The 23906-nt window shown below is 41.1% G+C and carries 26 protein-coding genes, 2 tRNA genes and 1 pseudogene; 19 read left to right on the top strand and 10 right to left on the bottom strand.

Going from position 1 to position 23906, the window contains the following annotated elements; translation table 11 throughout:
• Nucleotide 1: 1 nt before the first annotated feature.
• The 6 genes from AC4HAL_RS08045 to AC4HAL_RS08020 all read right to left on the bottom strand — a co-directional run bounded on the left by AC4HAL_RS08045 (nt 2) and on the right by AC4HAL_RS08020 (nt 1900).
• A complete protein-coding gene (locus tag AC4HAL_RS08045) occupies nt 2-190 on the bottom strand; it encodes a hypothetical protein (protein WP_491093734.1) in 189 nt (62 codons plus the stop codon).
• On the bottom strand, nt 187-402 hold the full coding sequence (locus tag AC4HAL_RS08040) for a helix-turn-helix transcriptional regulator (RefSeq protein ID WP_491093733.1): 216 nt from the start codon (nt 400-402) through the stop codon (nt 187-189). The genes AC4HAL_RS08045 and AC4HAL_RS08040 overlap by 4 nt, the downstream gene beginning before the upstream one ends.
• Nucleotide 403: 1 nt before the next feature.
• Nucleotides 404-970, bottom strand: coding sequence for a hypothetical protein (locus tag AC4HAL_RS08035; protein ID WP_491093732.1), 567 nt, complete (start codon nt 968-970; stop codon nt 404-406).
• 174 nt (nt 971-1144) lie between these two features.
• A complete protein-coding gene (locus AC4HAL_RS08030; protein ID WP_491093731.1) occupies nt 1145-1363 on the bottom strand; it encodes a hypothetical protein in 219 nt (72 codons plus the stop codon).
• A gap of 223 nt (nt 1364-1586) precedes the next feature.
• Nucleotides 1587-1675, bottom strand: a tRNA-Ser gene (locus tag AC4HAL_RS08025).
• Between the two features lie 142 nt (nt 1676-1817).
• Nucleotides 1818-1900, bottom strand: a tRNA-Leu gene (locus AC4HAL_RS08020).
• Between the two features lie 116 nt (nt 1901-2016).
• Between AC4HAL_RS08020 and rsgA the strand changes: the two genes are divergently transcribed.
• From rsgA to AC4HAL_RS07960, 12 genes are all read left to right on the top strand, one after another.
• Nucleotides 2017-2889, top strand: a complete 873-nt coding sequence (gene rsgA / locus AC4HAL_RS08015; protein WP_491093730.1) for a ribosome small subunit-dependent GTPase A — start codon at nt 2017-2019, stop codon at nt 2887-2889.
• Between the two features lie 7 nt (nt 2890-2896).
• On the top strand, nt 2897-3556 hold the full coding sequence (gene rpe / locus AC4HAL_RS08010; RefSeq protein WP_491093729.1) for a ribulose-phosphate 3-epimerase: 660 nt from the start codon (nt 2897-2899) through the stop codon (nt 3554-3556).
• Entirely contained in the window at nt 3549-4193 is a 645-nt protein-coding gene (locus AC4HAL_RS08005) for a thiamine diphosphokinase (protein ID WP_491093728.1), read from the top strand. Before rpe ends, AC4HAL_RS08005 begins: the two co-directional genes overlap by 8 nt.
• Nucleotides 4178-5452 carry a DNA recombination protein RmuC gene (locus AC4HAL_RS08000; protein WP_491093727.1) on the top strand — a complete coding sequence of 425 codons (1275 nt, stop codon included), beginning with the start codon at nt 4178-4180 and terminating at the stop codon, nt 5450-5452. The genes AC4HAL_RS08005 and AC4HAL_RS08000 overlap by 16 nt, the downstream gene beginning before the upstream one ends.
• Complete coding sequence (locus AC4HAL_RS07995) at nt 5442-6380, top strand: 3'-5' exoribonuclease YhaM family protein (protein ID WP_491093742.1); 939 nt, start codon at nt 5442-5444, stop codon at nt 6378-6380. Before AC4HAL_RS08000 ends, AC4HAL_RS07995 begins: the two co-directional genes overlap by 11 nt.
• A gap of 87 nt (nt 6381-6467) precedes the next feature.
• The gene (purR, locus tag AC4HAL_RS07990) at nt 6468-7283 is read left to right on the top strand and encodes a pur operon repressor (RefSeq protein ID WP_447451791.1); all 816 of its coding nucleotides are present in this window, start codon (nt 6468-6470) and stop codon (nt 7281-7283) included.
• Between the two features lie 155 nt (nt 7284-7438).
• Complete coding sequence (locus tag AC4HAL_RS07985) at nt 7439-7771, top strand: hypothetical protein (protein WP_491093726.1); 333 nt, start codon at nt 7439-7441, stop codon at nt 7769-7771.
• Between the two features lie 311 nt (nt 7772-8082).
• Entirely contained in the window at nt 8083-8496 is a 414-nt protein-coding gene (gene rpsL / locus AC4HAL_RS07980) for a 30S ribosomal protein S12 (protein WP_447451793.1), read from the top strand.
• Between the two features lie 20 nt (nt 8497-8516).
• Nucleotides 8517-8987 (top strand): 30S ribosomal protein S7, encoded by a 471-nt coding sequence (gene rpsG, locus AC4HAL_RS07975; RefSeq protein WP_491093725.1) that lies wholly within the window; start codon nt 8517-8519, stop codon nt 8985-8987.
• Nucleotides 8988-9293: 306 nt separating this feature from the next.
• Nucleotides 9294-11375, top strand: coding sequence for an elongation factor G (gene fusA, locus AC4HAL_RS07970; RefSeq protein WP_491093724.1), 2082 nt, complete (start codon nt 9294-9296; stop codon nt 11373-11375).
• A gap of 213 nt (nt 11376-11588) precedes the next feature.
• Nucleotides 11589-12602 carry a type I glyceraldehyde-3-phosphate dehydrogenase gene (gene gap, locus AC4HAL_RS07965; protein ID WP_447451796.1) on the top strand — a complete coding sequence of 338 codons (1014 nt, stop codon included), beginning with the start codon at nt 11589-11591 and terminating at the stop codon, nt 12600-12602.
• Between the two features lie 152 nt (nt 12603-12754).
• Nucleotides 12755-13951: a phosphoglycerate kinase gene (locus AC4HAL_RS07960; RefSeq protein WP_491093723.1), complete on the top strand. Its 1197-nt coding sequence runs from the start codon at nt 12755-12757 to the stop codon at nt 13949-13951.
• A gap of 471 nt (nt 13952-14422) precedes the next feature.
• Here the strand turns inward: AC4HAL_RS07960 and AC4HAL_RS07955 are convergent, their stop codons facing one another.
• Nucleotides 14423-15460: an SDR family oxidoreductase gene (locus AC4HAL_RS07955; RefSeq protein ID WP_491093722.1), complete on the bottom strand. Its 1038-nt coding sequence runs from the start codon at nt 15458-15460 to the stop codon at nt 14423-14425.
• 142 nt (nt 15461-15602) lie between these two features.
• Here AC4HAL_RS07955 and AC4HAL_RS07950 point away from each other — a divergent pair, with 142 nt between their 5' ends.
• The 5 genes from AC4HAL_RS07950 (at nt 15603) to AC4HAL_RS07930 (ending at nt 19758) form a co-directional block, all read left to right on the top strand.
• A complete protein-coding gene (locus AC4HAL_RS07950; RefSeq protein ID WP_491093721.1) occupies nt 15603-16061 on the top strand; it encodes a MarR family winged helix-turn-helix transcriptional regulator in 459 nt (152 codons plus the stop codon).
• 283 nt (nt 16062-16344) lie between these two features.
• On the top strand, nt 16345-16818 hold the full coding sequence (locus tag AC4HAL_RS07945; RefSeq protein WP_491093741.1) for an FUSC family protein: 474 nt from the start codon (nt 16345-16347) through the stop codon (nt 16816-16818).
• A 245-nt stretch (nt 16819-17063) separates the two neighbouring features.
• Nucleotides 17064-17435, top strand: a complete 372-nt coding sequence (locus AC4HAL_RS07940; RefSeq protein ID WP_447451801.1) for a MerR family transcriptional regulator — start codon at nt 17064-17066, stop codon at nt 17433-17435.
• 85 nt (nt 17436-17520) lie between these two features.
• Nucleotides 17521-18867, top strand: a complete 1347-nt coding sequence (gene glnA / locus AC4HAL_RS07935; protein ID WP_447451802.1) for a type I glutamate--ammonia ligase — start codon at nt 17521-17523, stop codon at nt 18865-18867.
• A 243-nt stretch (nt 18868-19110) separates the two neighbouring features.
• Nucleotides 19111-19758 carry a COG3942 and LysM peptidoglycan-binding domain-containing protein gene (locus tag AC4HAL_RS07930; protein ID WP_491093720.1) on the top strand — a complete coding sequence of 216 codons (648 nt, stop codon included), beginning with the start codon at nt 19111-19113 and terminating at the stop codon, nt 19756-19758.
• A 29-nt stretch (nt 19759-19787) separates the two neighbouring features.
• Here the strand turns inward: AC4HAL_RS07930 and AC4HAL_RS07925 are convergent.
• From AC4HAL_RS07925 to AC4HAL_RS07915, 3 genes and pseudogenes are all read right to left on the bottom strand, one after another.
• A pseudogene (locus tag AC4HAL_RS07925) lies at nt 19788-20244 on the bottom strand (IS30 family transposase).
• Between the two features lie 373 nt (nt 20245-20617).
• On the bottom strand, nt 20618-22303 hold the full coding sequence (gene rnjA / locus AC4HAL_RS07920; RefSeq protein ID WP_447451804.1) for a ribonuclease J1: 1686 nt from the start codon (nt 22301-22303) through the stop codon (nt 20618-20620).
• Between the two features lies 1 nt (nt 22304).
• A complete protein-coding gene (locus tag AC4HAL_RS07915; protein ID WP_447451805.1) occupies nt 22305-22535 on the bottom strand; it encodes a DNA-dependent RNA polymerase subunit epsilon in 231 nt (76 codons plus the stop codon).
• 250 nt (nt 22536-22785) lie between these two features.
• On the opposite strand from AC4HAL_RS07915, the gene tsaB reads away from it, so the two are divergent.
• Entirely contained in the window at nt 22786-23472 is a 687-nt protein-coding gene (gene tsaB, locus AC4HAL_RS07910) for a tRNA (adenosine(37)-N6)-threonylcarbamoyltransferase complex dimerization subunit type 1 TsaB (protein ID WP_491093740.1), read from the top strand.
• The gene (gene rimI / locus AC4HAL_RS07905; protein WP_491093719.1) at nt 23473-23889 is read left to right on the top strand and encodes a ribosomal protein S18-alanine N-acetyltransferase; all 417 of its coding nucleotides are present in this window, start codon (nt 23473-23475) and stop codon (nt 23887-23889) included.
• The last annotated feature ends 17 nt before the right edge of the window (nt 23890-23906 follow it).

The following is a 23906-nucleotide window of genomic DNA, read 5'->3' as shown; positions in this document are numbered from 1 at the left end:
ATTAGCTTAATTTTTCAGGCTCTTCCACAAAAAATCGAACAACCGTTCCACAGTTTTTACAGATTTCTAGGCAGAGCGATTGACCTAGCTTAGTGGCACTGCCCGAACGTGAAACACCAGCATAGCCTTTGTTTTGTTTAGCTGTAACAAATTGATTTTTCCCACAGTAAGGGCAAGTTTGTGTTTTCATGATTGTTCCTCCTTATTCAGTTGAAAAATATCTTCCACGGGCAGCTGGAAAATCTCGGCGATTTTGAGAGCCATTTCAAGAGAAGGATTATAGCGATTATTTTCCAGATGAACAATGGTTTCGCGGCGCACGCCGACTAATTGTGCCAGTTCCTGCTGGCTCATTTTTTTCGCCTTGCGTAATTCTTTGAGATTAGTTAGGATATTAGCCATCTTAACCACCTCTTTTCTCAAAGAGGAAAAAAGCAATATCAAAGGCCAAAATCATAACTGCGCCGAAGATCAAAATCATACCAGCTGTCAAGGTAAATGGGAAGAAGAAGACGATAACGCTCAAAATCATCAAGCAAGCTAAGATCAAACTCAAGGTCAGGCAAGCAGCCTTAGCCAAGTCAGCATAGAAGCGTTCATCAGGCTTTTCATCCACTTTTTTGAAAGCAAAGTAGAGGAAGAAAGCAACTAAAATCAAGAGCCCCAATCCTAAAAAGACATGCTTTATCCAGATAGGATTGCTATTTGGAGTAAGAGCCCAAATACCTTTGGTATAAACCCCCATAGCTGCAAAAAGTGTTAGGCTGTACAGTTTTTCAGTCAGTCCAAAATAACGATCTTCTGGATCTTGAAAGGCTTCTTTGCGAAAGAGCCAAAAAATGCCAGCTTGAAACAGTAAAACGATAATGAAGGCAGTAGTTTTTATCCAAGCAGGATGACTTTGCGGTGTTAGAAACCACAAAAGTAACATCAGAAGCCAGGAAATATAGAGCCATTTTTTATTTTTCATTAGTAAACAACCTCCCTATTCTTTTTTTGTGACGATTCATCAGCCAAACAGTAGTCGCGAAAATGACAGCTATCAAACCAAATGTTATGCCTAAAACAGCAAGCTTGATACTAACAGGATTTGAACTAACTGCGGCATTGACAATCATAATTGGGATAACAGATAAACTTGGTATCAAGTAGGTCCAGCGGAATTTTTGTTTTTGCTGAGGTACTTTTTAAGAGCAGACTTGGCAGGTTTATCAGGAAATTTGACGGTATTGACAATGATAAAAATAAGGAAAATCAAAGCCATTGTAATGCCAAAGGTGACATGTTTGATCCAGACAGGATGAGAGTCAGCTGAGATTAACCAGATGACAAATAGTTGAGGAAGCACAATAGCGAATGTCATCCGTTTGTAAATATCTTTTTTTATAAGTTATCCCTTCTTTCTATATAAGATAAATGTTAATTATTTCTAACTCTTTCTGTTATAAATATATCACTTCTTCAAAATACTGTCAATAAAAAGTGAATTATTTATCACATTTATGTCGTGAGCCATAAAGAACGCCCCCAATCCTTTTTATGACAAAAAACTCCCGTCTATATGAGACGAGAGCTCGCTAACAATAAGGAAAGGACGGGATTTGAACCCGCGCGTGAACAAAGTTCACTTGCCGGATTTCGAGTCCGGTGCCGTACCAAGCTGGGCCACCTTTCCAAAAGAGTCTTTTGAAAATGAATTGCTTCAGTATCAATTGTGAGTTACCTAAATCCATTTTTATCTGACTTTGTAAATGTATTGATTGAAAAGAAACATCACAGGAAGAAAACCAACCTGTGATTAATCTTTCTCAATCAAATGCGGAGAAAGGGATTTGAACCCTCACGCCCGTATGGGCACATGCGCCTGAAGCATGCGTGTCTGCCGTTCCACCATCTCCGCAGATAAAAATATTATACCTTAATTTTTTAAAAATGCAAGCTGTTTTACCCTTCCTAGCGACTGCCAGCCTTCTTTTTGTGATATAATAAGCCCATAAAATTGATAAAGGAGTTCATTTGCAAGGTAGAATTATCAAGGCTTTGGCCGGTTTTTATTACATCGAGGCGGACGGTCAGCTTTACCAGACAAGAGCCCGCGGAAACTTCAGAAAGAAAGGGCACACGCCTTATGTAGGGGATTTTGTTGACTTTTCGGCTGAAGAAAAATCAGAAGGATATATTCTGAAAATCCATAATCGCAAGAACAGTCTAGTGCGTCCCCCCATTGTTAATATTGATCAGGCTGTTGTCATTATGTCCGCCAAGGAGCCGGATTTTAATAGCAATTTACTCGATCGTTTCCTAGTCCTTTTGGAAGGGAAGCAGATTCGGCCTATTATCTATATTTCCAAGATGGATTTGCTGGAAGATAGAATGGCTATGCAAGAAATCCGTAGACAGTACCAGATTATCGGTTATGATTTTGTTTGGTCGTTAGATGAGCTGCTTCCTTATTTATCTGGAAAAGTGAGCGTTTTTATGGGGCAGACTGGTGTTGGTAAATCTACCTTGCTCAATAAAATTGCTCCTGAGCTAGACTTAGAAACCAAAACTATTTCTGATAGTCTGGGACGGGGACGCCACACTACTAGGGCAGTCAGTTTATATGACGCTTACGGTGGTAAAATCGCTGATACCCCCGGCTTTTCCTCTCTTAATTATGAGATTGGCAGTGCTGAGGACTTAAGCGAAGCGTTTCCTGAAATTCGTAAAGCTAGTCATGGCTGTAAATTCCGATCTTGCACCCATACGCATGAGCCTGACTGTGCTGTGAAGACAGCTCTTGAGGCCGGCCATATCTGGCAGGAACGCTATGATAATTACCTGCAATTCCTTAGTGAAATTGAGAATCGCCGAGAAGTCTACAAGAAAATTATTAAAAGAAAGTAGGAAATCCATGATAAAAAAGATTGCTCCTTCAATCCTTGCTGCTGACTATGCCAATTTTGCAAATGAGCTCAAACGTATTGACGCCACTAATGCTGATTATGTTCATATTGATATCATGGATGGTCAGTTTGTTCCGAATATTAGTTTTGGAGCAGATGTGGTTGCTAGTATGCGTAAGCACAGCAAAATGGTTTTTGATTGTCATTTGATGGTTGTTGATCCTGAGCGCTATGTTGAGGCCTTTGCTCAGGCTGGTGCTGATATTATGACCATCCACGTTGAAGCAACGAAACATATTCATGGCAGTCTGCAAAAGATTAAGACTGCAGGAATGAAGGCTAGTGTGGCAATCAATCCAGGAACGCCAGTATCGACGTTAGTTCCCTTGCTGCCCTTGGTTGACCAAGTGTTGATTATGACCGTTAATCCAGGTTTTGGGGGACAGGCCTTTATTCCTGAAATGCTGGATAAGGTTCAAACAGTAGCGGCTTGGCGGGAAGAAACGGGTTATGACTTTGATATTGAGGTTGACGGTGGTGTTGATAATCGTACGATTGCAGACTGTGCGGAGGCTGGAGCTAATGTTTTTGTGGCAGGCTCCTACCTCTTTAAAGCTGATGATTTAACAGCCCAAGTCCAAACCTTAGAGGATGCGCTCAATGACTGAGGTTGCCCTAGTTGCCGGTGGGAGGCCTTGCGCTCCTGCTAGGGATTTTGATGTTTATGTCGGAATTGATGGAGGCAGTCTCTGGCTTTTGCAGCATGGCTTTCCTTTAGATTTAGCAGTAGGGGATTTTGATTCTGTTACTGTCGAGGAGCTAGCCTTGATTAGGCAGCAGGCAGGGAAAATGATTCAAGCTCCAAGTGAGAAGAATGATACGGATACCGAACTAGCAGTCAAAACCGTATTGAGTCAGTATCCCAAAGCCGTCTTGACTATTTACGGAGCATTTGGCGGCCGTATCGATCATACCTTATCAAATATTTTCCTCCCTAGCGACCCAGCTATCGCTCCTTATATGCAGCAAATCAGTTTAGTAGATGAGCAAAATCGTATTTGCTTCCTTCCAGCGGGGACTCATCAACTCCAACCAGTGAGGGATATGACCTATATCTCTTTTATGACATCAGATAGCGCAGATTTAGCGATTAAGGGAGCTAAATATGAGCTGACGGGTGATAATTTTTTCAAAAAGAAAATATATTCCAGTAACGAATTTACGAATCAACCTATTGAGGTCACTGTAGCAACAGGCTACGTTATTGCTATTCAGAGTAAGGATAAGAAATGGTCGGATTTTTAATAATTATTGGTTTGGCTGGCTTGAGCCTTTCCGTTTATATAGTGAGGCACTTGATTGGTTTATCAGGTCAGTTGGAAAAAAAGCTGGATAATAATGCTGATAATCTCTCAGAACAACTTTCCTATCAACTGGATTTGGCAAAAAAAGATCAGGCGCTAGAACTTAATCAACAAATCGCTGCTTTAAAAACAGAGCTCTATCAGCAACTAGCAGATATTCGTGATGTCCTCCACCAAAACCTGACCGACAGTCGCGATCGTTCAGATCAGCGCTTGGAGCTTATTAATCAAAATTTGACGACTGCCGTTCAGGATATGCAAAGGTCAAACGAGAAACGTTTAGACCAGATGCGCCAGACTGTTGAAGAGAAGTTGGAGCAAACGCTTCAGAGTCGACTGAGAACCTCTTTTGAGACTGTATCGAAACAGTTGGAGTCTGTTAATCAAGGTCTGGGTGAAATGAAAAGTGTGGCTCAGGATGTCGGCACCCTAAACAAGGTGCTTTCCAACACTAAGACTCGTGGCATTATGGGAGAGCTGCAGCTAGGTCAGATTATTGAGGATATCATGACGGATAGTCAGTACGAACGGGAATTTGCAACAGTAAAGGGTTCTTCAGAGCGTGTAGAGTATGCGATTAAACTACCTGGCAGTCATGAGAATGATTACGTTTATCTGCCTATTGATTCTAAATTTCCGCTGGAAGACTACTATCGCCTAGAAGAAGCTTACGAATCTGGTGACAGTGAGCAGATTGACAATTATCGGAAGTCACTTTTAGCCAGCCTCAAACGCTTTGCCAAAGACATTCAAAAGAAATATCTCAATCCACCAGAAACAACCAATTTTGGTATCATGTTTTTGCCGACTGAAGGGTTATACTCAGAAGTGGTTCGCAACAGTACTTTCTTTGATGGTTTGCGACGGGAAGAACATATTGTTGTCGCTGGTCCTAGTACCTTATCTGCTCTTTTAAATTCCTTATCGGTTGGCTTTAAAACACTGAATATCCAGAAGAATGCTGATGATATTTCTAAAATTTTGGGCAATGTCAAAACGGAATTTACAAAATTTGGCGGTATGCTAACCAAGGCACAAAAGCAGCTCAATACAGCTAGTAAAACGGTCGATACGCTACTAACGACGCGAACGAATGCGATTATTAAGGCTCTGGATACAGTTGAGGATTATCAGGATGCTAGCACCCAATCTTTGCTTAGTATTCCGCAAATAGGAGGTGGAGATGACCATGAAGATTAACCAAATGAAAAAAGATGAGGCTTTCGAAGGTTTCTATCTGATCAAGAAAGCTGAACTTCGCAAAACTCGAGCCGGAAAAGATTATCTGGCGATGACCTTTCAAGATGACTCTGGTGAGATTTCGGGCAATCTCTGGGATGCTCAGCCTCATAATGTTGAAGAATTTACAGTTGGGAAGGTTGTCCATATGCAGGGACGACGGGAAGTCTACAATGGGACACCTCAAGTGAATCAAATTACCTTGCGCAACGTTAAGGAAGGTGAGCCTCATGATCCTGCTGACTTCCGTGAAAAATCACCTGTCGATATTGTCGAAATTAAAGACTACTTGGAAAATATGATGTTTAAGATTGAGAATGCGACATGGCAGCGAATTGTTCGTACCCTCTACCGTAAGTTTGATAAAGAGTTTTTCAGTTACCCTGCTGCAAAAACCAACCATCATGCCTTTGAAAATGGTTTGGCCTATCATACAGCCACCATGGTTCGTCTGGCTGACAGCATTGGTGATATTTATCCTACTCTCAACAAAAGCTTGCTTTTTGCCGGAATTATGCTCCATGATTTGGCTAAATGCATCGAGCTATCCGGTGTTGATGGGACAGAGTATACCATTCGCGGAAATTTGATTGGCCATATTGCTCTTGTCAATGAAGAAATTACCAAAACTATACTGGAGCTTAATATAGAAGATGAACGCGAAGATGTAACGCTTTTGCGCCATGTTGTTTTGAGTCACCACGGTCAGTTAGAATACGGCAGTCCAGTTCGTCCGCAGGTCATGGAAGCAGAAATCATTCACATGATTGATAATATTGATGCGGAAATGATGATGATGACAGCAGCACTTGCTCAGGTTGATGATGGCGAAATGACACGAAGGATCTTTCCACTGGATAATCGCGCTTTCTACAAGCCTAAATTATAGAATAAAAGACGAACATTCCTATAATGTTCGTCTTTTATTGATTTTTATGATAAAATAGAAATGAATCAATAGGAAATGAGAGTTAAAATGAAATTAAGAAGAAGTGAACGTATGGTTGTTATTTCGAATTACCTTATCAACAACCCTTATACTCTGACTAGTCTAAATACCTTTGCTGACAAATACGAAGCTGCTAAGTCTTCAATCTCAGAAGATGTTGCTATTATTAAGCGCGCTTTTGAGAATAGTCATATCGGTCATATCGAGACCGTTACAGGTGCCAGCGGTGGGGTTATTTTTACACCGACTATCTCAGAGCAAGAGGCCAAAGCAATTGTCGAAGGACTTTGTGAGCGTCTGTCGGAAAGCGATCGCATCCTACCTGGTGGTTATATTTACTTATCAGACTTGCTCAGTACTCCTCATATCTTGCAAAGTATTGGACGGATAATTGCCAGCAGCTTTGCGGGTCAAAAAATTGATGCTGTCATGACGGTGGCCACTAAAGGAGTTCCAATTGCGAATGCTGTAGCCAATGTTCTAAATGTTCCGTTTGTTATTGTTCGTCGAGATTTAAAAATTACGGAAGGCTCGACTGTGTCGGTTAATTATGCTAGTGGTTCCAGTGACCGTATCGAAAAAATGTTCTTGTCCAAGCGCAGCCTCAAACCCAGTAGCCGTGTTTTGATTGTGGATGATTTTCTTAAAGGAGGGGGCACAATCACTGGTATGATTAGCCTGCTTAAAGAATTTGAAAGTGAATTAGTCGGTGTTGCTGTTTTTGCTGACAATGGTCAAGAAAAACGTGATAATTTGTCCTATAAATCACTCTTAACAGTAACTAATATTGATGTGAAAGAGCAAAAGTTGGAAGTTGAACGGGGAAATATTTTTGATCAATAGAATGGCAGTTTCTTATTCGTATAAATCTCTCTTTGCTTGGTGCTGCTTGGAACTTTAAGGGTAAGTTTTGAAGCTTTAAAATAATCTTAAAATATTTCTTGTTTTTTTAGAAAGTTTATGATAGATTAAGATTATTATAAAAAAGGAGACTTTATATGAAAAACTTCCAAAAACTCGTTGTAACTGTTTTAACTCTAACACTGCTTGTTGGTCTTGCGGCTTGCGGTAATTCTAAAAAAGAATCTAGTGACAAATCTGATAAAACAGAAAAAACCAGCCAAAGCTCAGTGAAAAAGAGTGAAAAAAAGACTTCTGATGATAGTGCTGAGACCAACAGCGAGGACACTAAAGTCAGTGCTGGTGAAGAAGGCGTTGAAGTAAACGGCGGAGATTCCAACGTTAATGTTGGTGAAGAAGGTGTTGAAGTTAATGGTGGGGATACCAATGTCAAGGTTGGTGAAGATGGCAGTGTCGAAGTCAGTCCTTAGCGATAATTTGAGAGAACAGATATTAACCTATTTTAAAAGTTTCTAGCTGATTAAAATTATTAATGACTGCTTTCAAATTTTCTAATAAAAGCATTAAAAGGTAGGAGATTAATTCCGGCCTTTTTTAAAAAGTAAAGCAAGACATTGACAAAATAGTGCTACTGTAGTATTATGATAAATGGTACTTTTTACTTTTGGTCTCTCCAAAGTGTACAGGGACGTGCTGACAAATGTTGCAAAGTACACACAGATATAGGCTGTCACCAAGCGCTATATCAACCAAAAATAAAATTTTACAGGAGAAAGTGTAGATGCCTACAATCAACCAATTGGTACGTAAACCGCGTAAATCTAAAGTTGAAAAATCTGACTCACCAGCTCTGAATGTTGGTTATAACAGTCATAAAAAAGTAACAACAAATGTTTCTTCACCGCAAAAACGTGGTGTTGCCACTCGTGTTGGGACAATGACACCTAAAAAGCCTAACTCTGCCCTTCGTAAATTTGCTCGTGTGCGTTTGAGCAACCTTATCGAGGTAACTGCCTATATCCCAGGTATTGGCCATAATCTTCAAGAGCACAGTGTTGTCCTTATTCGTGGTGGACGTGTTAAAGACCTTCCAGGGGTACGTTATCATATCGTTCGTGGTGCGCTTGATACAGCGGGTGTAGCAGATCGTAAGCAAGGCCGTTCTAAGTACGGTGCAAAACGTCCTAAAGGATAAGAGAAGGGAGATAAGAACTAATGAGTCGTAAAAATCAAGCGCCTAAGCGCGAAGTATTACCAGATCCATTGTACAATTCCAAAATTGTGACACGTCTTATCAACCGCGTTATGCTTGACGGGAAACGTGGTACAGCTGCTACCATCGTTTATGGTGCTTTCGAACAAATTAAGGAAGCAACAAGCAATGATGCTCTTGAACTCTTTGAGACAGCAATGGAAAATATCATGCCAGTCCTTGAAGTGCGTGCTCGTCGTGTCGGCGGTTCTAACTATCAAGTCCCAGTTGAAGTACGTCCAGAACGTCGTACAACACTTGGTCTTCGTTGGTTGGTTAATGCCTCACGTGCCCGTGGTGAACATACTATGAAGGACCGTCTTGCTAAAGAAATCATGGATGCTGCTAACAATACAGGTGCTGCTGTTAAGAAACGTGAAGATACTCATCGTATGGCAGAAGCAAACCGTGCCTTTGCACACTTCCGCTGGTAATTTAAGATGTGAGGACGTCAAGAAAATTCTAGGAAAAATAGGAAATGTGACGACGAGCCTTTGGGCTCTAGGAAGATTTCCTATTTTTCCCGAATTTTAGTCCGAACTCAATTATTTAAGATACAGAGACGAAGAGAGCAGAGACAAAATAAGGGAAACTGCCAACAAAGTTGCAACTTCTAGGGGTTATCTTTTTAGACTGGTCGCTCTCGAATCGTGTTCAATTAAGCTGGTAAACAGTGGAAACGGGTAGGTCCCTGCCTATCCGTTTTTTACAAAAATTATAGATTATAGGAGAAAACCATAATGGCTCGCGAATTTTCATTGGAAAAAACTCGTAATATCGGTATCATGGCTCACGTTGATGCTGGGAAAACAACTACAACAGAGCGTATCCTCTATTATACTGGTCGTATTCACAAAATCGGTGAAACTCACGAAGGAGCTTCACAGATGGACTGGATGGAGCAAGAGCAGGAACGTGGTATCACAATCACCTCTGCCGCAACAACAGCACAATGGAATGATCATCGTGTTAACATCATTGACACACCGGGGCACGTTGACTTTACCATTGAGGTGCAACGCTCTCTCCGTGTCCTTGATGGTGCGGTAACTGTTCTCGATGCGCAATCAGGTGTTGAGCCTCAAACTGAAACGGTTTGGCGCCAGGCAACTGAGTACGGTGTTCCACGTATTGTTTTTGCTAACAAGATGGACAAAATTGGTGCTGATTTCCTTTACTCGGTAAGCACTCTTCATGACCGCCTTCAAGCTAATGCACATCCTATTCAACTTCCAATCGGATCTGAAGATGATTTCCGCGGTATTATTGATCTCGTTAAAATGAAGGCTGAGATCTATACTAATGACCTTGGAACTGATATTCTGGAAGAGGATATTCCAGCTGAATACCTTGAACAAGCGCAAGAGTATCGTGAAAAATTAGTTGAAGCGGTAGCTGAAACTGATGAAGACCTCATGATGAAGTACCTCGAAGGTGAAGAAATCACAATCGAAGAGTTAAAAGCAGGTATCCGTAAAGCAACGATCAATGTCGAATTCTACCCAGTTCTCTGTGGTTCAGCCTTTAAGAACAAAGGGGTTCAATTAATGCTTGATGCCGTTGTTGATTACCTTCCAAGTCCAGTTGATATTCCTGCTATTAAGGGTGTTAATCCAGATACGGATGAGGATGAAACACGTCCAGCATCTGATGAAGAACCGTTTGCAGCTCTTGCCTTCAAGATTATGACCGACCCATTTGTAGGGCGTTTGACATTCTTCCGTGTTTACTCAGGTGTCCTTAATTCAGGTTCTTATGTTATGAACACAACTAAAGGTAAACGTGAACGTATCGGACGTATCCTTCAAATGCACGCCAACAGCCGTAAGGAAATTGAAACTGTTTATGCTGGCGATATTGCGGCAGCCGTTGGTTTGAAAGAAACAACAACTGGTGATTCCTTGACTGATGAGAAGGCTAAAGTTATCCTTGAGTCTATCGAAGTTCCAGAACCAGTTATCCAGCTCATGGTTGAACCTAAGTCTAAGGCTGACCAAGACAAGATGGGTGTTGCCCTGCAAAAATTGGCTGAAGAAGATCCAACCTTCCGCGTTGAAACAAATGTTGAAACGGGTGAAACAGTTATCTCTGGTATGGGTGAACTCCACTTGGATGTCCTTGTTGACCGTATGAAACGTGAATTTAAGGTTGAAGCCAATGTTGGTGCACCTCAGGTATCGTATCGCGAAACTTTCCGTGCTGCTACACAAGCTCGTGGATTCTTTAAACGTCAATCAGGTGGTAAAGGTCAATTTGGTGATGTTTGGATTGAATTCATACCAAATGACGAAGGTAAAGGTTTCGAATTTGAAAATGCTATTGTTGGTGGTGTCGTTCCCCGTGAATTCATCCCAGCAGTAGAAAAAGGTTTGGAAGAAGCAATGGCAAACGGTGTCCTTGCCGGCTATCCTTTGGTTGATATCAAGGCTAAGCTTTATGATGGATCATACCATGATGTCGACTCTTCTGAAACAGCCTTCAAGATTGCCGCTTCTTTGGCTCTGAAAGAGGCAGCTAAGTCTGCACAACCAACTATTCTTGAACCAATGATGCTGGTAACAATCACGGTTCCTGAAGAAAATCTCGGTGATGTTATGGGACACGTAACAGCTCGTCGTGGTCGTGTTGATGGTATGGAAGCACATGGTAACAGCCAAATCGTTCGTGCTTATGTACCACTTGCCGAAATGTTTGGTTATGCAACTGTTCTTCGTTCAGCATCTCAAGGACGTGGTACTTTCATGATGGTATTTGACCACTATGAAGATGTTCCAAAATCTGTTCAAGAAGAAATCATTAAGAAAAATTCAGGTGAGGCTTAATTCACCTGTGGTTAGCAGTAAAAGACCAGCGTGTTTGCTGGTCTTTTTGTCTGGTTGGGTGATAGTAAGTGGTTGCAATTTGCAGAAAAAGATTATATAATAATCATGTTGAAGGGGCTTTGTGAACGTTCGCAAGTTAACCTTTTCACAAATCGTTAAAGGGTTCGCCCTTAATAAAAAATTTTCTTGATTTTCATAAGGAGGAAATCACACATGGTAGTTAAAGTTGGTATTAACGGTTTCGGACGTATCGGTCGTCTTGCATTCCGTCGTATCCAAAACGTTGAAGGTGTTGAAGTTGCTCGTATCAATGACCTTACTGACCCAGCAATGCTTGCACACTTGTTGAAATACGATACAACTCAAGGTCGCTTTGACGGTACTGTTGAAGTTAAAGACGGTGGATTCGAAGTTAACGGTCAATTTGTTAAAGTTTCTGCAGAACGTGACCCAGAACAAATTGATTGGGCTAACGATGGTGTAGAAATCGTTCTTGAAGCAACTGGTTTCTTTGCTACTAAAGAAGCAGCTGAAAAACATCTGCATGCTGGTGGTGCTAAGAAGGTTGTTATCACTGCTCCTGGTGGATCAGATGTTAAAACAGTTGTATTTAACACTAACCATGATGTTCTTGATGGTTCTGAAACAGTTATCTCAGCTGGTTCATGTACAACAAACTGTCTTGCACCAATGGCAGATGCATTGAATAAAAACTTTGGTATCAAAGCTGGTACTATGACAACTATTCATGGTTATACTGGTGACCAAATGATCCTTGATGGACCACACCGTAAAGGTGACTTCCGTCGTGCTCGTGCTGCTGCAGCTAATATCGTTCCTAACTCAACAGGTGCTGCTAAAGCTATCGGTCTTGTATTGCCAGAATTAAATGGTAAACTTCAAGGTCATGCTCAACGTGTTCCAGTTCCAACTGGTTCATTGACAGAACTTGTTTCTGTTCTTGACAAGAAGGTTACTGCTGATGAAGTAAATGCAGCTATGAAGGCAGCAGCTACTGAATCGTACGGTTACAACACTGACCCAATCGTATCTTCTGATATTGTTGGTATGTCATTTGGTTCATTGTTTGATGCAACTCAAACAGAAGTAACTGAAGGTGCTGATGGCACTCAATTGGTTAAAACAGTTTCATGGTACGATAACGAAATGTCATACACTTCACAGTTGGTTCGTACTCTTGAATACTTTGCAAAAATCGCTAAATAATTTTATTAATTAGTGATAGTAGGAGAGCCTGTGGGCTCTCTTTTTTGGTGTCTCTTTATCGAGTAGAATTTTGTGAAATGCTTCATTTGATTGTCTTATCCCCTTATGTTGTGATATAATACAGGTATTAATATAAAAAGGAGTCTTATGTAATGGCGAAATTGACTGTTAAAGACGTTGATTTGAAAGGTAAAAAAGTTCTCGTTCGTGTTGACTTTAATGTTCCTCTGAAGGATGGTGTCATCACTAATGATAATCGTATCTCTGCAGCGCTTCCAACCATCAAATACATCATCGAACAAGGTGGACGTGCAATTCTCTTTTCTCACCTTGGACGTGTGAAAGAAGAAGCTGATAAAGAAGGTAAATCTCTTGCACCAGTCGCTAAAGACTTAGCTGCTAAACTTGGTCAAGATGTTGTTTTCCCAGGAGCTACTCGCGGTAACGAATTGGAAGCAGCTATCAATGCTCTTGAAGATGGACAAGTTCTTTTGGTTGAAAACACTCGTTTTGAAGATGTTGACGGTAAAAAAGAATCTAAAAATGATCCAGAACTTGGTAAATACTGGGCTAGTCTTGGCGACGGCATCTTTGTAAACGATGCATTCGGTACAGCTCACCGTGCGCATGCTTCAAACGTTGGTATCTCAGCAAACGTTGAAAAAGCGGTTGCTGGTTTCCTTCTTGAAAATGAAATTGCTTATATCCAAGAGGCAGTTGAAACGCCAGAACGTCCGTTTGTCGCTATCCTGGGTGGTTCAAAAGTATCTGATAAGATCGGTGTTATTGAAAATCTACTTGAAAAAGCAGATAAAGTTCTTATCGGTGGCGGTATGACTTATACCTTCTTCAAGGCTCAAGGTATCGAAATTGGTGATTCTTTGGTTGAAGAAGATAAGTTAGAAGTTGCCAAGTCTCTGCTTGAAAAAGCAAATGGTAAATTAGTCTTGCCGGTAGATTCAAAAGAAGCTAATGCATTTGCTGACTATACTGAGGTTAAAGACACTGAAGGTGAAGCTGTAGATGCTGGCTTCCTTGGTCTTGACATTGGCCCTAAATCAATTGCTAAATTTGACGAAGCTCTTACTGGTGCTAAGACAGTTGTTTGGAATGGTCCTATGGGTGTCTTTGAAAACCCTGACTTCCAAGCAGGTACAATCGGTGTGATGGATGCTATCGTTAAACAACCGGGTGTTAAATCAATTATCGGTGGTGGTGACTCAGCTGCAGCAGCAATCAATCTTGGCCGTGCTGATAAATTCTCATGGATTTCTACGGGTGGAGGCGCGTCAATGGAATTACTAGAAGGAAAAGTTCTCCCAGGACTTGCAGCACTTACTGAGAAATAGGCTTTGAAGGCTAGAAAAAAAGAGACGGATGTCTCTTTTTTTCTGTACATCGCGTAGAGTTTCTACGAAGCGGTGTGAGTTAGAAAATCTAGCAAGGTATAAAGTATTACCAGGCTTGGCTGCGTTGACAGAAAAATAAGGTTGAGCCCATCAGTTTCTGCAAAATCTTGATTTTGCAGAAAAGAAGCAGAGTCGATATCAAAAATAAGGCTGGAGGAAGTTCTCAGCCTTATTTATTTGGTTAATTTTATTTGCTAGGCCAGTGGTTGGGAAAAAACTGGTTGGCCCTGTCAAGAAGTCTTTCCCTTGCATAGTTCATTAGGTGCTTTAGCACCAATGAACCACTGCTGATGGAGGTCCTAAATCCTTGCTCCGCAATTGTTAGCGGCTATCCTAATCAACTGTGCGGAGGTGGGACGACGAAGTCGATTTTTTATATCAATTGACTTCTGTCCCACTCTCATTTTTGTGCTAATCCAAATAACCGTGATTACGGTACCATTTGATGGTAGCTAACATTGTCTCTTCAACTGGGCGGAAATATCCTCCCAGTTCTTTTTTGGTTTTAGTATGATCAAAGTGGGTGCGTTGGTATTCCTTGGCAAAAAGGCCTACTAAATCTTTACTGACTAAGACAGGTTTGCCGGTAATTGAGTGATAGATTTCATTCCAAGTAGCAAGGGTTCGTAGCAAGGGACGAGGAATGTATCTTTTGGGGGCAGGAATTCCTGTCACGGCCTCCAAGGTATTCATTAGTTCCTGCATGGTCATGTATTGTCCAGCAGCCAAATAACGCTCGCCCTTGCGGCCATATTTCATAGCTCGGATATGGATGTCTGCCACATCTCTAGCATCAACTACGCTATAGCTGGCTTTGATAGTCCCTGGAAGTTTCTGTTGCATATAATTTAAAATCATCTGGCCTGTGGAAGTCGGTCCCATATCTCCCGAACCATACATGGATCCAGGCAGAACAAAGGTTGAAAATAAATCGGGATGCCTAGCCAGAAAATCTTTAGCAGCATTTTCACTGAGAATTTTACTGCGATAGTATTCTATTTTGGTATCGGGGCTGCGGGACATGGTCTCATCAATGAGCTGGTTAGGCTGGCCTGTAAGGACAGCAATGGATGAGGTGTGTACCACTTGGCGAATCCCAGCATCATAAGCGGCCTGCAAGAGATTTATAGTTCCTGTGATGTTGGTATCGTAAAGTTCTTGCCAGTGCTTGCCACCTTTATGGCTGTCACGAAAAAAAGCAGCTGTGTGAAAGAGGCTGTCACAATCGGATAGATGAGATTTATAATTTTCTGGATTGAGAATATCTCCTTGAACAAAACGGATAGGCAAGGTACCAAACTGTTGTCTAGCTTTGTCCATGGAGCGAACCAGAGCGGTCACTTGGATTTTCTCCTTCAATAGGGCGCGGACTAAATTGTTACCCAGAAGTCCGGTTGCCCCAGTAACAAAGGCGTGTTTGATAATTCGGGATGAAGTGGTTGTGGTCATGTAAGAACTCCTTTTGATAAATCGCCAAATAGATGATATGTCATCTATTTAAATCTATTCTAGTTTTTAATTATTTTATTGTCAACAATTTACCTAATCTAGTGTAAAATAGTAGACAAGAATAATGAGGTGGGGAGAAACAATGGATTCGCTAGGAAAACAGTTTAGATATTTATTTAGAAGCGCTGATAATATAGCTATGAAGGAATACACTCACTTAATGTCATCTGCAGGTGTTACCCCTAATCAGAGTGAGGTTCTATTGGTGCTAAAGGAATATGGTCCATTATCTCTAAAGCATTTGGGAGAATTATTAATTTGTGAGGAAAGAAGCCCCAGTCGATTGGTGAAGAGTCTGATTCAAAAAGGATTAATCATAAAAGAAATATCGGAGTCCGATCGCCGCCGGTCTCTACTGTCTTTGACACAAACTGGTGAGGATCTTATTGCTAAAATAAAAGAAGCTGAGCAAAGTTTTGATCGATCAATGGAAAAGCGCTATGCAACTGAGCTAAATATCCTTAATGACTTGTTGGCGGAGTATATTAAAGGAAGCCTCTATGAAGAAAAATTAAAGCGTCGAAGTCTGTGGGATGACTAAGGGAGATCTTATGAAAATATAGAAATTCGATAGTTCGATCGGCCCCGTTCTTCGTTAGAAAGCCTAACTATAAACTAAGTCTGACGCTTGAAAAACAGTATCCCCTTCTCTTAATGGCTGTATTATAAGTTGGAAATAGAGAAGGGAGGACAGCAGGAATTATCAGAAAATTTTGTGATTATCATCCAAAACTATGATAGAATGAATAAGGAAGTGAACTTGTGGAAGGTAGGATTCAATATTGGGACGATTTCGCTTTAATCCCCAAGAGTTTAAATTAGGGATGCGAACATTTAAGACGGGTTTAGCTGTATTTTTAGTTCTCTCCCTCTTTTCTTTATTTGGCTTTGAAGGGCTACAAATTGGTGCTTTAACGGCCGTATTTAGTTTAAGAGAGGATTTTGACAAGAGTGTCCATTTTGGGGCTTCTCGTATTTTAGGGAATACAATTGGTGGTGTTTATTCACTGTTATTCTTTGGCTTAACTGCTTTATTTGATAATCTCCTATGGGTGACGCTTGTATTTGTGCCGATTTTTACGATGTTGACGATCATGACCAATGTTGCTATGAATAATAAATCGGGTGTCATCGGTGGCGTTGCTGCTCTGTTAATTATTACTCTTTCAATTCCCGCAGGAGATACGTTTACCTATACTGTTGCTCGTATCTTTGAAACATTTATAGGAGTGTTTATAGCTACTTTAGTTAATATAGATGTGGATTGGCTACGTAAGCGCTTGATCAGGAAGGATTAATGTTATTGGAGCCAGATAACCAAACTAGACTAGTTACTTAAGCTTAGTTTTTATTTATAATCTGATCCTACTGACTTAAAAATACTTCTTATTATTGAAAACAGTTTTGCTGGTTTTTTCTCTTTGATTTTGTGTAGGAACCGTTCTTAATAAGGTTGTTTTATCTATGTTAGAAAATGTAACATTCGAGCTTGACAAGACTGAATTTTCAGATATAATGGGATGTGAAAGGAGTTACAGTTATTATGCGAGAAAAAGAGTTCAGGCGTTCTCTAGCCGTTTTCCCAATTGGATCGGTTATGAAACTAACTGATTTAACTGCTAGACAGATCCGCTATTACGAGGATCAGGGTCTTTTAACTCCTGACCGTAGTTCTAGTAATCGTCGTCTCTATTCTTTAAATGATATGGATGTCTTGCTGGAAATTAAAGATTTTTTGGATGAAGGACTTAATATTGCTGCAATTAAGAAGGAGTACGAAAAACGTAAACAAGCAGTAAAAGACAAGCAAAAGCCATTAACTGATGCCGACGTCCGTCGTATCCTTCAGGACGAGTTGCGAAATCAGGCGCGTTTTACTTCACCCAATTCCAACATTGGTGGTTTTCGTATGTAAATGACGAAATCATATAGATTGATATTTTAGGAGACAGGGGCTTTACGTTTTTGTCTTCTATGGAAATTAGAAAAAGGAGGCCGTCATGGCAATCACAGCAGATGATATCCGTCGCGAAGTCAAAGAGAAAAATGTTACTTTCTTGCGTTTAATGTTCTCAGATATTGCAGGAACAATGAAAAATGTAGAGATACCTGCTACTGATGAGCAGCTTGATAAGGTTCTGTCTAATAAGGCTATGTTTGACGGTTCATCTATTGAGGGGTTTGTCCGCATCAATGAGTCAGACATGTATCTTTACCCGGATCTTAATACCTGGACCGTTTTTCCTTGGGGAGGGGAAAATGGGGCTGTTGCAGGTCTGATTTGTGATATCTATACTGCTCAAGGTGAACCTTTTGCAGGTGATCCTCGCGGTAATTTAAAACGTGCCCTTCGTCACATGGAAGAGTTGGGGTTCAAATCCTTTAATTTAGGGCCTGAGCCGGAGTTTTTCCTATTCAAAATGGATAGTATGGGAAATCCAACACTTGAAGTTAATGATAAAGGTGGTTATTTCGATCTTGCTCCAACTGATTTAGCAGACAATACGCGCCGTGAAATTGTTAATGTTCTGACCCAAATGGGATTTGAAGTAGAGGCTAGCCACCATGAGGTAGCTGTTGGCCAGCATGAGATTGATTTCAAATACAGTGATGTGCTGCAGGCTTGTGACCACATCCAAATTTTCAAGCTAGTGGTTAAGACGATTGCGCGTAAGCACGGTCTCTATGCGACCTTTATGGCTAAGCCTAAATTTGGTATTAATGGATCTGGGATGCATTGTAACATGTCTCTCTTCAATGCGGATGGTCAAAATGCCTTCTTTGATCCTGAAGATCCAAGAGGCATGCAGCTTTCCCAAAATGCCTATTACTTCCTAGGCGGTTTGATGGAGCATGCCTATAATTACACGGCTATTGTCAATCCTACAGTTAACTCTTACAAACGCTTGGTTCCCGGTTATGAGGCACCGGTATATATCGCTTGGGCAGGGCAAAATCGGTCTCCATTAATTCGTGTTCCAGCTTCACGCGGAATGGGGACGCGTTTAGAGTTGCGCTCAGTTGATCCAACAGCTAATCCTTATCTTGCTTTAGCTGTTTTACTTGAATCTGGTCTTGATGGTATTGAAAATAAGATCGAAGCGCCAGAGCCAGTCGAGTCCAATATCTACGTGATGACAGAGGAGGAACGTCAGGCAGCGGGAATCCGTGACTTGCCTTCTACTTTGCACAATGCGGTTAAGGCCTTGCAGGAAGATGATGTTGTTAAGGCCGCTCTTGGAGATCATATTTATCCTAACTTTGTAGAGGCCAAGCGTTTGGAGTGGTCTAGCTATGCAGCTTTTGTCTCTCAATGGGAAGTTGACAACTATTTAGATTTATATTGATCCTTAAGGAAAAAGTTCAGGGTTGGGGCATTTGTGTTTCAACTCTTTTTATATGTCATTTTGATTAAAAAAATAACAAATTTCAAGAGGAATGTCATTAGAATAACGATGTTTCTTAATTGGGAGTTAATGGAGTTGTTATTTTTTTCTGTTAAACTAATCACATAACCCAGTTAAAGAGTACTGAGCCTGTCTGCTAAGGCTCTTTTGCTGAGATTATAGTACTGATGAGAGGGAATAAACATGAATAAAAAATTAACAACTGCTAGCCTTTTTGCTGCAACAGCTGTATTAGTTGGTCTGGCTGGTCAAGTAGCTCACGCTGAGACTTACGCTGTTCAAAATGGTGATAGTTTCTTTAGCATTGCAGAACAGCACGGTATGGATCCTTATCAACTAGCAGCTAATAACGGGATGACTATTTCAAGTACGATTCTTCCAGGACAGACTGTTGAAGTGGCTGGTGTAGCAGCCCCAGCAGAAGCTGCAGCGCCTGCAACAGATGCAGCTGCCCCTGCAGCAGATCAGGGGTCTGTTGCATCAGTGGATACGGCTGTCAATACCTACCCTGTTGGTCAGTGTACGTGGGGTGTAAAACAGTTGACTGGTTGGGCCGGAGACTGGTGGGGTAATGGTGGTGACTGGGCTAGCAGTGCGGCGAATGATGGTTATACTGTAGGTTCAGCACCTCAAGTTGGATCTATCGTTTGCTGGACTGACGGTGGCTATGGCCATGTAGCTTATGTTACAGATGTTAGTGCTGATGGACAAATTCAAGTTCTTGAATCAAACTATAAGGATCAGCAGGAAATCGGCAACTATCGCGGTTGGTTCGATCCTAATAACAGTGTGACACCTGGTTCTGTTAGTTATATTTATCCTAATGCTTGAGATGAATTGCAATAATAAGTGCAACTTTTTTAAAACTCATTCAACAGTGCCTCAAAAGCTGTTCTGTAACCTAAACATTTTCGTGGGCGTTGGTTAATTTCAACTAAAGCTGAATACAATTCCTCATCGCTTATCAAGGATAAGTCAGTTTTCTTGGGAAAGTATTCTCTAAGTAGCCCATTTGAATTCTCGTTACTCCCTCTTTGCCAAGAGGAGTAGGCGTCTGCGAAGTAAAAATCAATACCTAACTTTTCGACCTTTGAGCTCTGGTGTACAAATAGATTTTCTCCCTTTGCGTTTAGCACGAAAATCATAGTGCTTTTGGGCTATGGAAGCTGAGTAGTTTCCCTGACACCTCTTCAATTCCCTAAAAATGGTAGACCTATTGACGCCTAATTTTGAAGCAATATGGCTGGGCTTCAGTCCTAATTCTAAGTAAGCCTCTATCTTAATACGTTCAGTTATGGTAATATGGTGGTAGCTCATAGATTCCTCTCGTGTACTGTTTAGTGTGGTTACTTATAGTTTACACGATTGAGGCTCTATGAGTTTTTTTGTTGCACTTTATTTTACAATCTATCTTGATAAAAAATAAAAAAGATAAAGCCTTGCTAAACAACCATCTTAGCAAGGCTTTTTGTGATAAAAAAGAAATTAAAATTCAAGACTGTTATCTTGGCCGTTTTCTTCCGCAATGGAGAGGCCAATCAACACTTAATACTGTTATTGTTAGTTGGTATCTGTAGTGATAAGCAACAGCCTTTTCTATAAAATTAGGGGAGTAGGAATAAAATGAACAGTGTTCATCGCATTCGTATAGTCTTACTCCCAACCACTTTTTGCTCAGTATCTTATTGAGCTAGTTATCATTATCAGGTGTTAGGACCATTGGAATAATAATTGGTTCACGTTCGGTCTGTTCATATAAGAAAGGACGCAGAGCATTGACGATAGCACCATTAACGCTTTGGATGCTAGCGTCTTTATTTTTAAGGGCGATGCGAATAGCGTTGAAGAGGATGCGCTGTCCCTGACGGATGAGGTCTCCTGATTCACGCATATAGACAAAACCACGACTGAGAATATCTGGACCTGCTAAAATCATTTTGCTCTTGAAATCAACAGTAGCTACTGCTAGAACAACACCATCCTCTGATAAATCGCGACGGTCGCGTAAAACAGCTGTTCCGATATCGCCAATACCGTTACCATCAACGTAAATATCTTGGGCGTTGAAGTGACCAGCACGCCGAGCTGAATCCTCAGTAAGAGCAAGAACATCACCGTTTTCCATGATAAAGATATTGTCACGTGGAACACCTGTATCTTCAGCGAGGCCTGCGTGTACTTTTTGCATACGATATTCACCGTGAACGGGCATGAAGAATTTAGGTTTGATGAGGCGGAGCATAAGTTTCTGCTCCTGCTGGCCACCGTGTCCAGAAGTATGAATATTATTGATTTTACCATGGATAACATCGACGCCAGCTTCTTGGATGGTATTGATCAATTTATTAACGCTGGTTGTATTACCCGGAATTGGACTGGACGAGAAGATTACAGTATCTCCAGGCTGCAGGGTGACCTGCCTGTGAGTTCCGTTGGCGATACGAGCTAGAGCAGCCATGGATTCTCCTTGACTACCTGTACACATAATTAAAATTTCACTAGCGTGATAATCCTTAATTTCATTAGGTTCAATGAAAGTATCTTTTGGAACCTTAATGTAGCCAAGTTCAATCCCATTGGCAATAGCTTTTTCCATGGAGCGGCCAAAAACTGCAATTTTACGCCCAGTCTTAACTGCAGCTTCAGCAGCCTGTTGAAGCCGGAAGATATTGGAAGCAAAAGAAGCGAAAATAATACGTCCATGAATACCTTCAATGATCTTCATAATGGATTGGCCGACAACTTTTTCTGAGTTGGTGAAGGTTGGAATCTCGGCGTTAGTAGAATCAGAGAGAAGGCAGAGGACACCATCCTCACCGAGGGCAGCCATTCGATGCAGGTCCGCTGGTTCTCCTACTGGGGTAAAGTCGAATTTAAAGTCACCGGTGCAGACAATTTTTCCTTGTGGTGTATGGATCACAATTCCAAGGGGTTCTGGAATCGAGTGGGTCGTACGGAAAAAGGTGACCTTAAGATTTTTGAAGGTCAACTCTGTATTGTCATTGATTTCGTAGAGCTTGGCTTCACGCAGGAGACCGTGTTCTTCGAGTTTACCGCGAATCAAAGCTAAAGCCAGAGGGCCTGCGTAAATAGGGACATTAGCCTGTTTAAGTAGGAAGGGGATACCACCTATGTGATCCTCATGCCCGTGAGTGATAACTAAGGCTTTGATGCGATTAACATTTTCGACAATATAGGAATAGTCGGGGATAACGTAGTCGATACCTAGAAGGTCATCCTCTGGGAATTTAATGCCGGCATCAACAATAATAATTTCATCTTGATATTCGATTCCATAGGTGTTCTTACCGATTTCGCCAAGTCCACCAATAGCATAAACCCCAACTTCTTCGGGTTTCAGATTGATGTTTGACATATTAAAACTCCGTTAATTCAAAGGCATCTGTCTCTTGTTCGTATTCAAGGTGTTTATCAGATAGTAGTTCAATAAATTCAATGTTATAGTCTGTATTTGCTTCTACTAATTTTCGAGCCTTGATATGTCCCTCTAATTCATCCTTGGCATCAATGCTAAGATAGAGGGCCTGAGTTGTTTCACGTCTTGGGCTGCGGTCGGTTGTTTCTTGATAAAAAACTTTATAGATCATGATTATCCTTTCTGATTGGTCAGGCAAACCTAAATGAAAGCAATCAAAGAAGACAGAAAAAAGCTGGTTCACTTTGATTGCTTTTTATGAAATTGTATAGAGTAATAGATTTGACCTGAATCGTTATAACTACCAAAATTATACCATAAAGTGAGGGATTAGTAAAAAGGATTAAGAAAGATAGGGTTGTCTTGGGTGCTAAGCCTTCTAATTTATGTTAAAATAGGAAGGAAATTGACAAGGGGAAATGATGAAATTATTAGCTTTTGATACCTCCAATCAGGCTTTGTCAGTAGCTCTGATGGAAGATGATCAGTTGGTGGCTGACCTATCCTTGACGGTTAAAAAGAATCATAGTATCAGCCTGATGCCGACAATTGATTTTTTAATGGCCCAAGCTGGCTGGAAACCTAGTGATTTAGATCGGGTTGCGGTTGCTCAGGGGCCAGGCTCTTATACGGGGTTGAGAGTGGCTGTTGCAACGGCTAAGACCTTAGCTTACACATTGAATATCGATCTGGTTGGTGTTTCTAGCTTGCTAGCCTTAACAGATCTTGATGAGGAGGGTTTGATTGTTCCATTGATAGATGCTAGACGCAATAACGTTTATGCCGGTTTTTATCTGGAGGGACACTCAGTCACTAAAGAACGCCATAGCAGTTTGTCTGATGTTTTGGCGTTTGTTAAAGAGTATCCTAATGTCACTTTTGTGGGGGAAGTGGAAGCTTTTCAATCACAAATTAAAGATACCATACCTTGGGCTAAGCTTGTGCCTAGTTTACCTTCGGCTCGGCTCATTGCTCGGGTAGGAAGAGCTTTATCGGCAGCGGATGTCGATGCTTTTATCCCCGATTATTTGAAGCGAGTAGAAGCAGAAGAAACCTGGCTTAAGACCCATCAGGATACGGATCCTGGTGATTATGTTAAACGTGTGTAGATGAAACAGGAAGAATTAGCTCAGGCTGTTTTTGATATTCTAAGTGATGTTTATGAACAATCACCATGGACCTTGCAGCAAGTGTTGACAGACCTGAAGCAGGATAATACGGACTATTTTTATGTCTACGAAGATCAGGCTATTATAGGCTTTATGTCTATTCAAAATCTGGTCGGCGAGTTAGAATTAACTAATATTGCTGTAAAATCAAACTATCAAGGTCAAGGATTAGCCAGCCGTCTGCTGGAAGAAATCATTCATAGGCCGGAGACAATTTTTTTAGAGGTACGCGCGTCTAATAGGCCGGCTCAGGAACTCTACCAAAAATTTGGCTTTAAAGAGGTGGCTCGACGCAAGGATTATTATCATCATCCTGTGGAAGATGCTTTGATTATGCAGCGTCTGGCAGAAGATTAAGACCTAAGTATTAAAAA

It is taken from the genome of Streptococcus sp. ELY_125, assembly GCF_058314535.1.
This window is presented reverse-complemented; position numbering and strand designations above follow the sequence as displayed.

Excerpts from the sequence above, each read along its gene's own strand:
- AC4HAL_RS08045 (WP_491093734.1), bottom strand. The coding sequence starts at position 190 with ATGAAAACACAAACTTGCCCTTACTGTGGGAAAAATCAATTTGTTACA.
- AC4HAL_RS08040 (WP_491093733.1), bottom strand. The coding sequence starts at position 402 with ATGGCTAATATCCTAACTAATCTCAAAGAATTACGCAAGGCGAAAAAA.
- AC4HAL_RS08035 (WP_491093732.1), bottom strand. The coding sequence starts at position 970 with ATGAAAAATAAAAAATGGCTCTATATTTCCTGGCTTCTGATGTTACTT.
- AC4HAL_RS08030 (WP_491093731.1), bottom strand. The coding sequence starts at position 1,363 with ATGACATTCGCTATTGTGCTTCCTCAACTATTTGTCATCTGGTTAATC.
- rpe (WP_491093729.1), top strand. The coding sequence starts at position 2,897 with ATGATAAAAAAGATTGCTCCTTCAATCCTTGCTGCTGACTATGCCAAT.
- AC4HAL_RS08005 (WP_491093728.1), top strand. The coding sequence starts at position 3,549 with ATGACTGAGGTTGCCCTAGTTGCCGGTGGGAGGCCTTGCGCTCCTGCT.
- AC4HAL_RS08000 (WP_491093727.1), top strand. The coding sequence starts at position 4,178 with ATGGTCGGATTTTTAATAATTATTGGTTTGGCTGGCTTGAGCCTTTCC.
- AC4HAL_RS07995 (WP_491093742.1), top strand. The coding sequence starts at position 5,442 with ATGAAGATTAACCAAATGAAAAAAGATGAGGCTTTCGAAGGTTTCTAT.
- purR (WP_447451791.1), top strand. The coding sequence starts at position 6,468 with ATGAAATTAAGAAGAAGTGAACGTATGGTTGTTATTTCGAATTACCTT.
- AC4HAL_RS07985 (WP_491093726.1), top strand. The coding sequence starts at position 7,439 with ATGAAAAACTTCCAAAAACTCGTTGTAACTGTTTTAACTCTAACACTG.
- rpsL (WP_447451793.1), top strand. The coding sequence starts at position 8,083 with ATGCCTACAATCAACCAATTGGTACGTAAACCGCGTAAATCTAAAGTT.
- rpsG (WP_491093725.1), top strand. The coding sequence starts at position 8,517 with ATGAGTCGTAAAAATCAAGCGCCTAAGCGCGAAGTATTACCAGATCCA.
- fusA (WP_491093724.1), top strand. The coding sequence starts at position 9,294 with ATGGCTCGCGAATTTTCATTGGAAAAAACTCGTAATATCGGTATCATG.
- gap (WP_447451796.1), top strand. The coding sequence starts at position 11,589 with ATGGTAGTTAAAGTTGGTATTAACGGTTTCGGACGTATCGGTCGTCTT.
- AC4HAL_RS07960 (WP_491093723.1), top strand. The coding sequence starts at position 12,755 with ATGGCGAAATTGACTGTTAAAGACGTTGATTTGAAAGGTAAAAAAGTT.
- AC4HAL_RS07955 (WP_491093722.1), bottom strand. The coding sequence starts at position 15,460 with ATGACCACAACCACTTCATCCCGAATTATCAAACACGCCTTTGTTACT.
- AC4HAL_RS07950 (WP_491093721.1), top strand. The coding sequence starts at position 15,603 with ATGGATTCGCTAGGAAAACAGTTTAGATATTTATTTAGAAGCGCTGAT.
- AC4HAL_RS07945 (WP_491093741.1), top strand. The coding sequence starts at position 16,345 with ATGCGAACATTTAAGACGGGTTTAGCTGTATTTTTAGTTCTCTCCCTC.
- AC4HAL_RS07940 (WP_447451801.1), top strand. The coding sequence starts at position 17,064 with ATGCGAGAAAAAGAGTTCAGGCGTTCTCTAGCCGTTTTCCCAATTGGA.
- glnA (WP_447451802.1), top strand. The coding sequence starts at position 17,521 with ATGGCAATCACAGCAGATGATATCCGTCGCGAAGTCAAAGAGAAAAAT.
- AC4HAL_RS07930 (WP_491093720.1), top strand. The coding sequence starts at position 19,111 with ATGAATAAAAAATTAACAACTGCTAGCCTTTTTGCTGCAACAGCTGTA.
- rnjA (WP_447451804.1), bottom strand. The coding sequence starts at position 22,303 with ATGTCAAACATCAATCTGAAACCCGAAGAAGTTGGGGTTTATGCTATT.
- AC4HAL_RS07915 (WP_447451805.1), bottom strand. The coding sequence starts at position 22,535 with ATGATCTATAAAGTTTTTTATCAAGAAACAACCGACCGCAGCCCAAGA.
- tsaB (WP_491093740.1), top strand. The coding sequence starts at position 22,786 with ATGAAATTATTAGCTTTTGATACCTCCAATCAGGCTTTGTCAGTAGCT.
- rimI (WP_491093719.1), top strand. The coding sequence starts at position 23,473 with ATGAAACAGGAAGAATTAGCTCAGGCTGTTTTTGATATTCTAAGTGAT.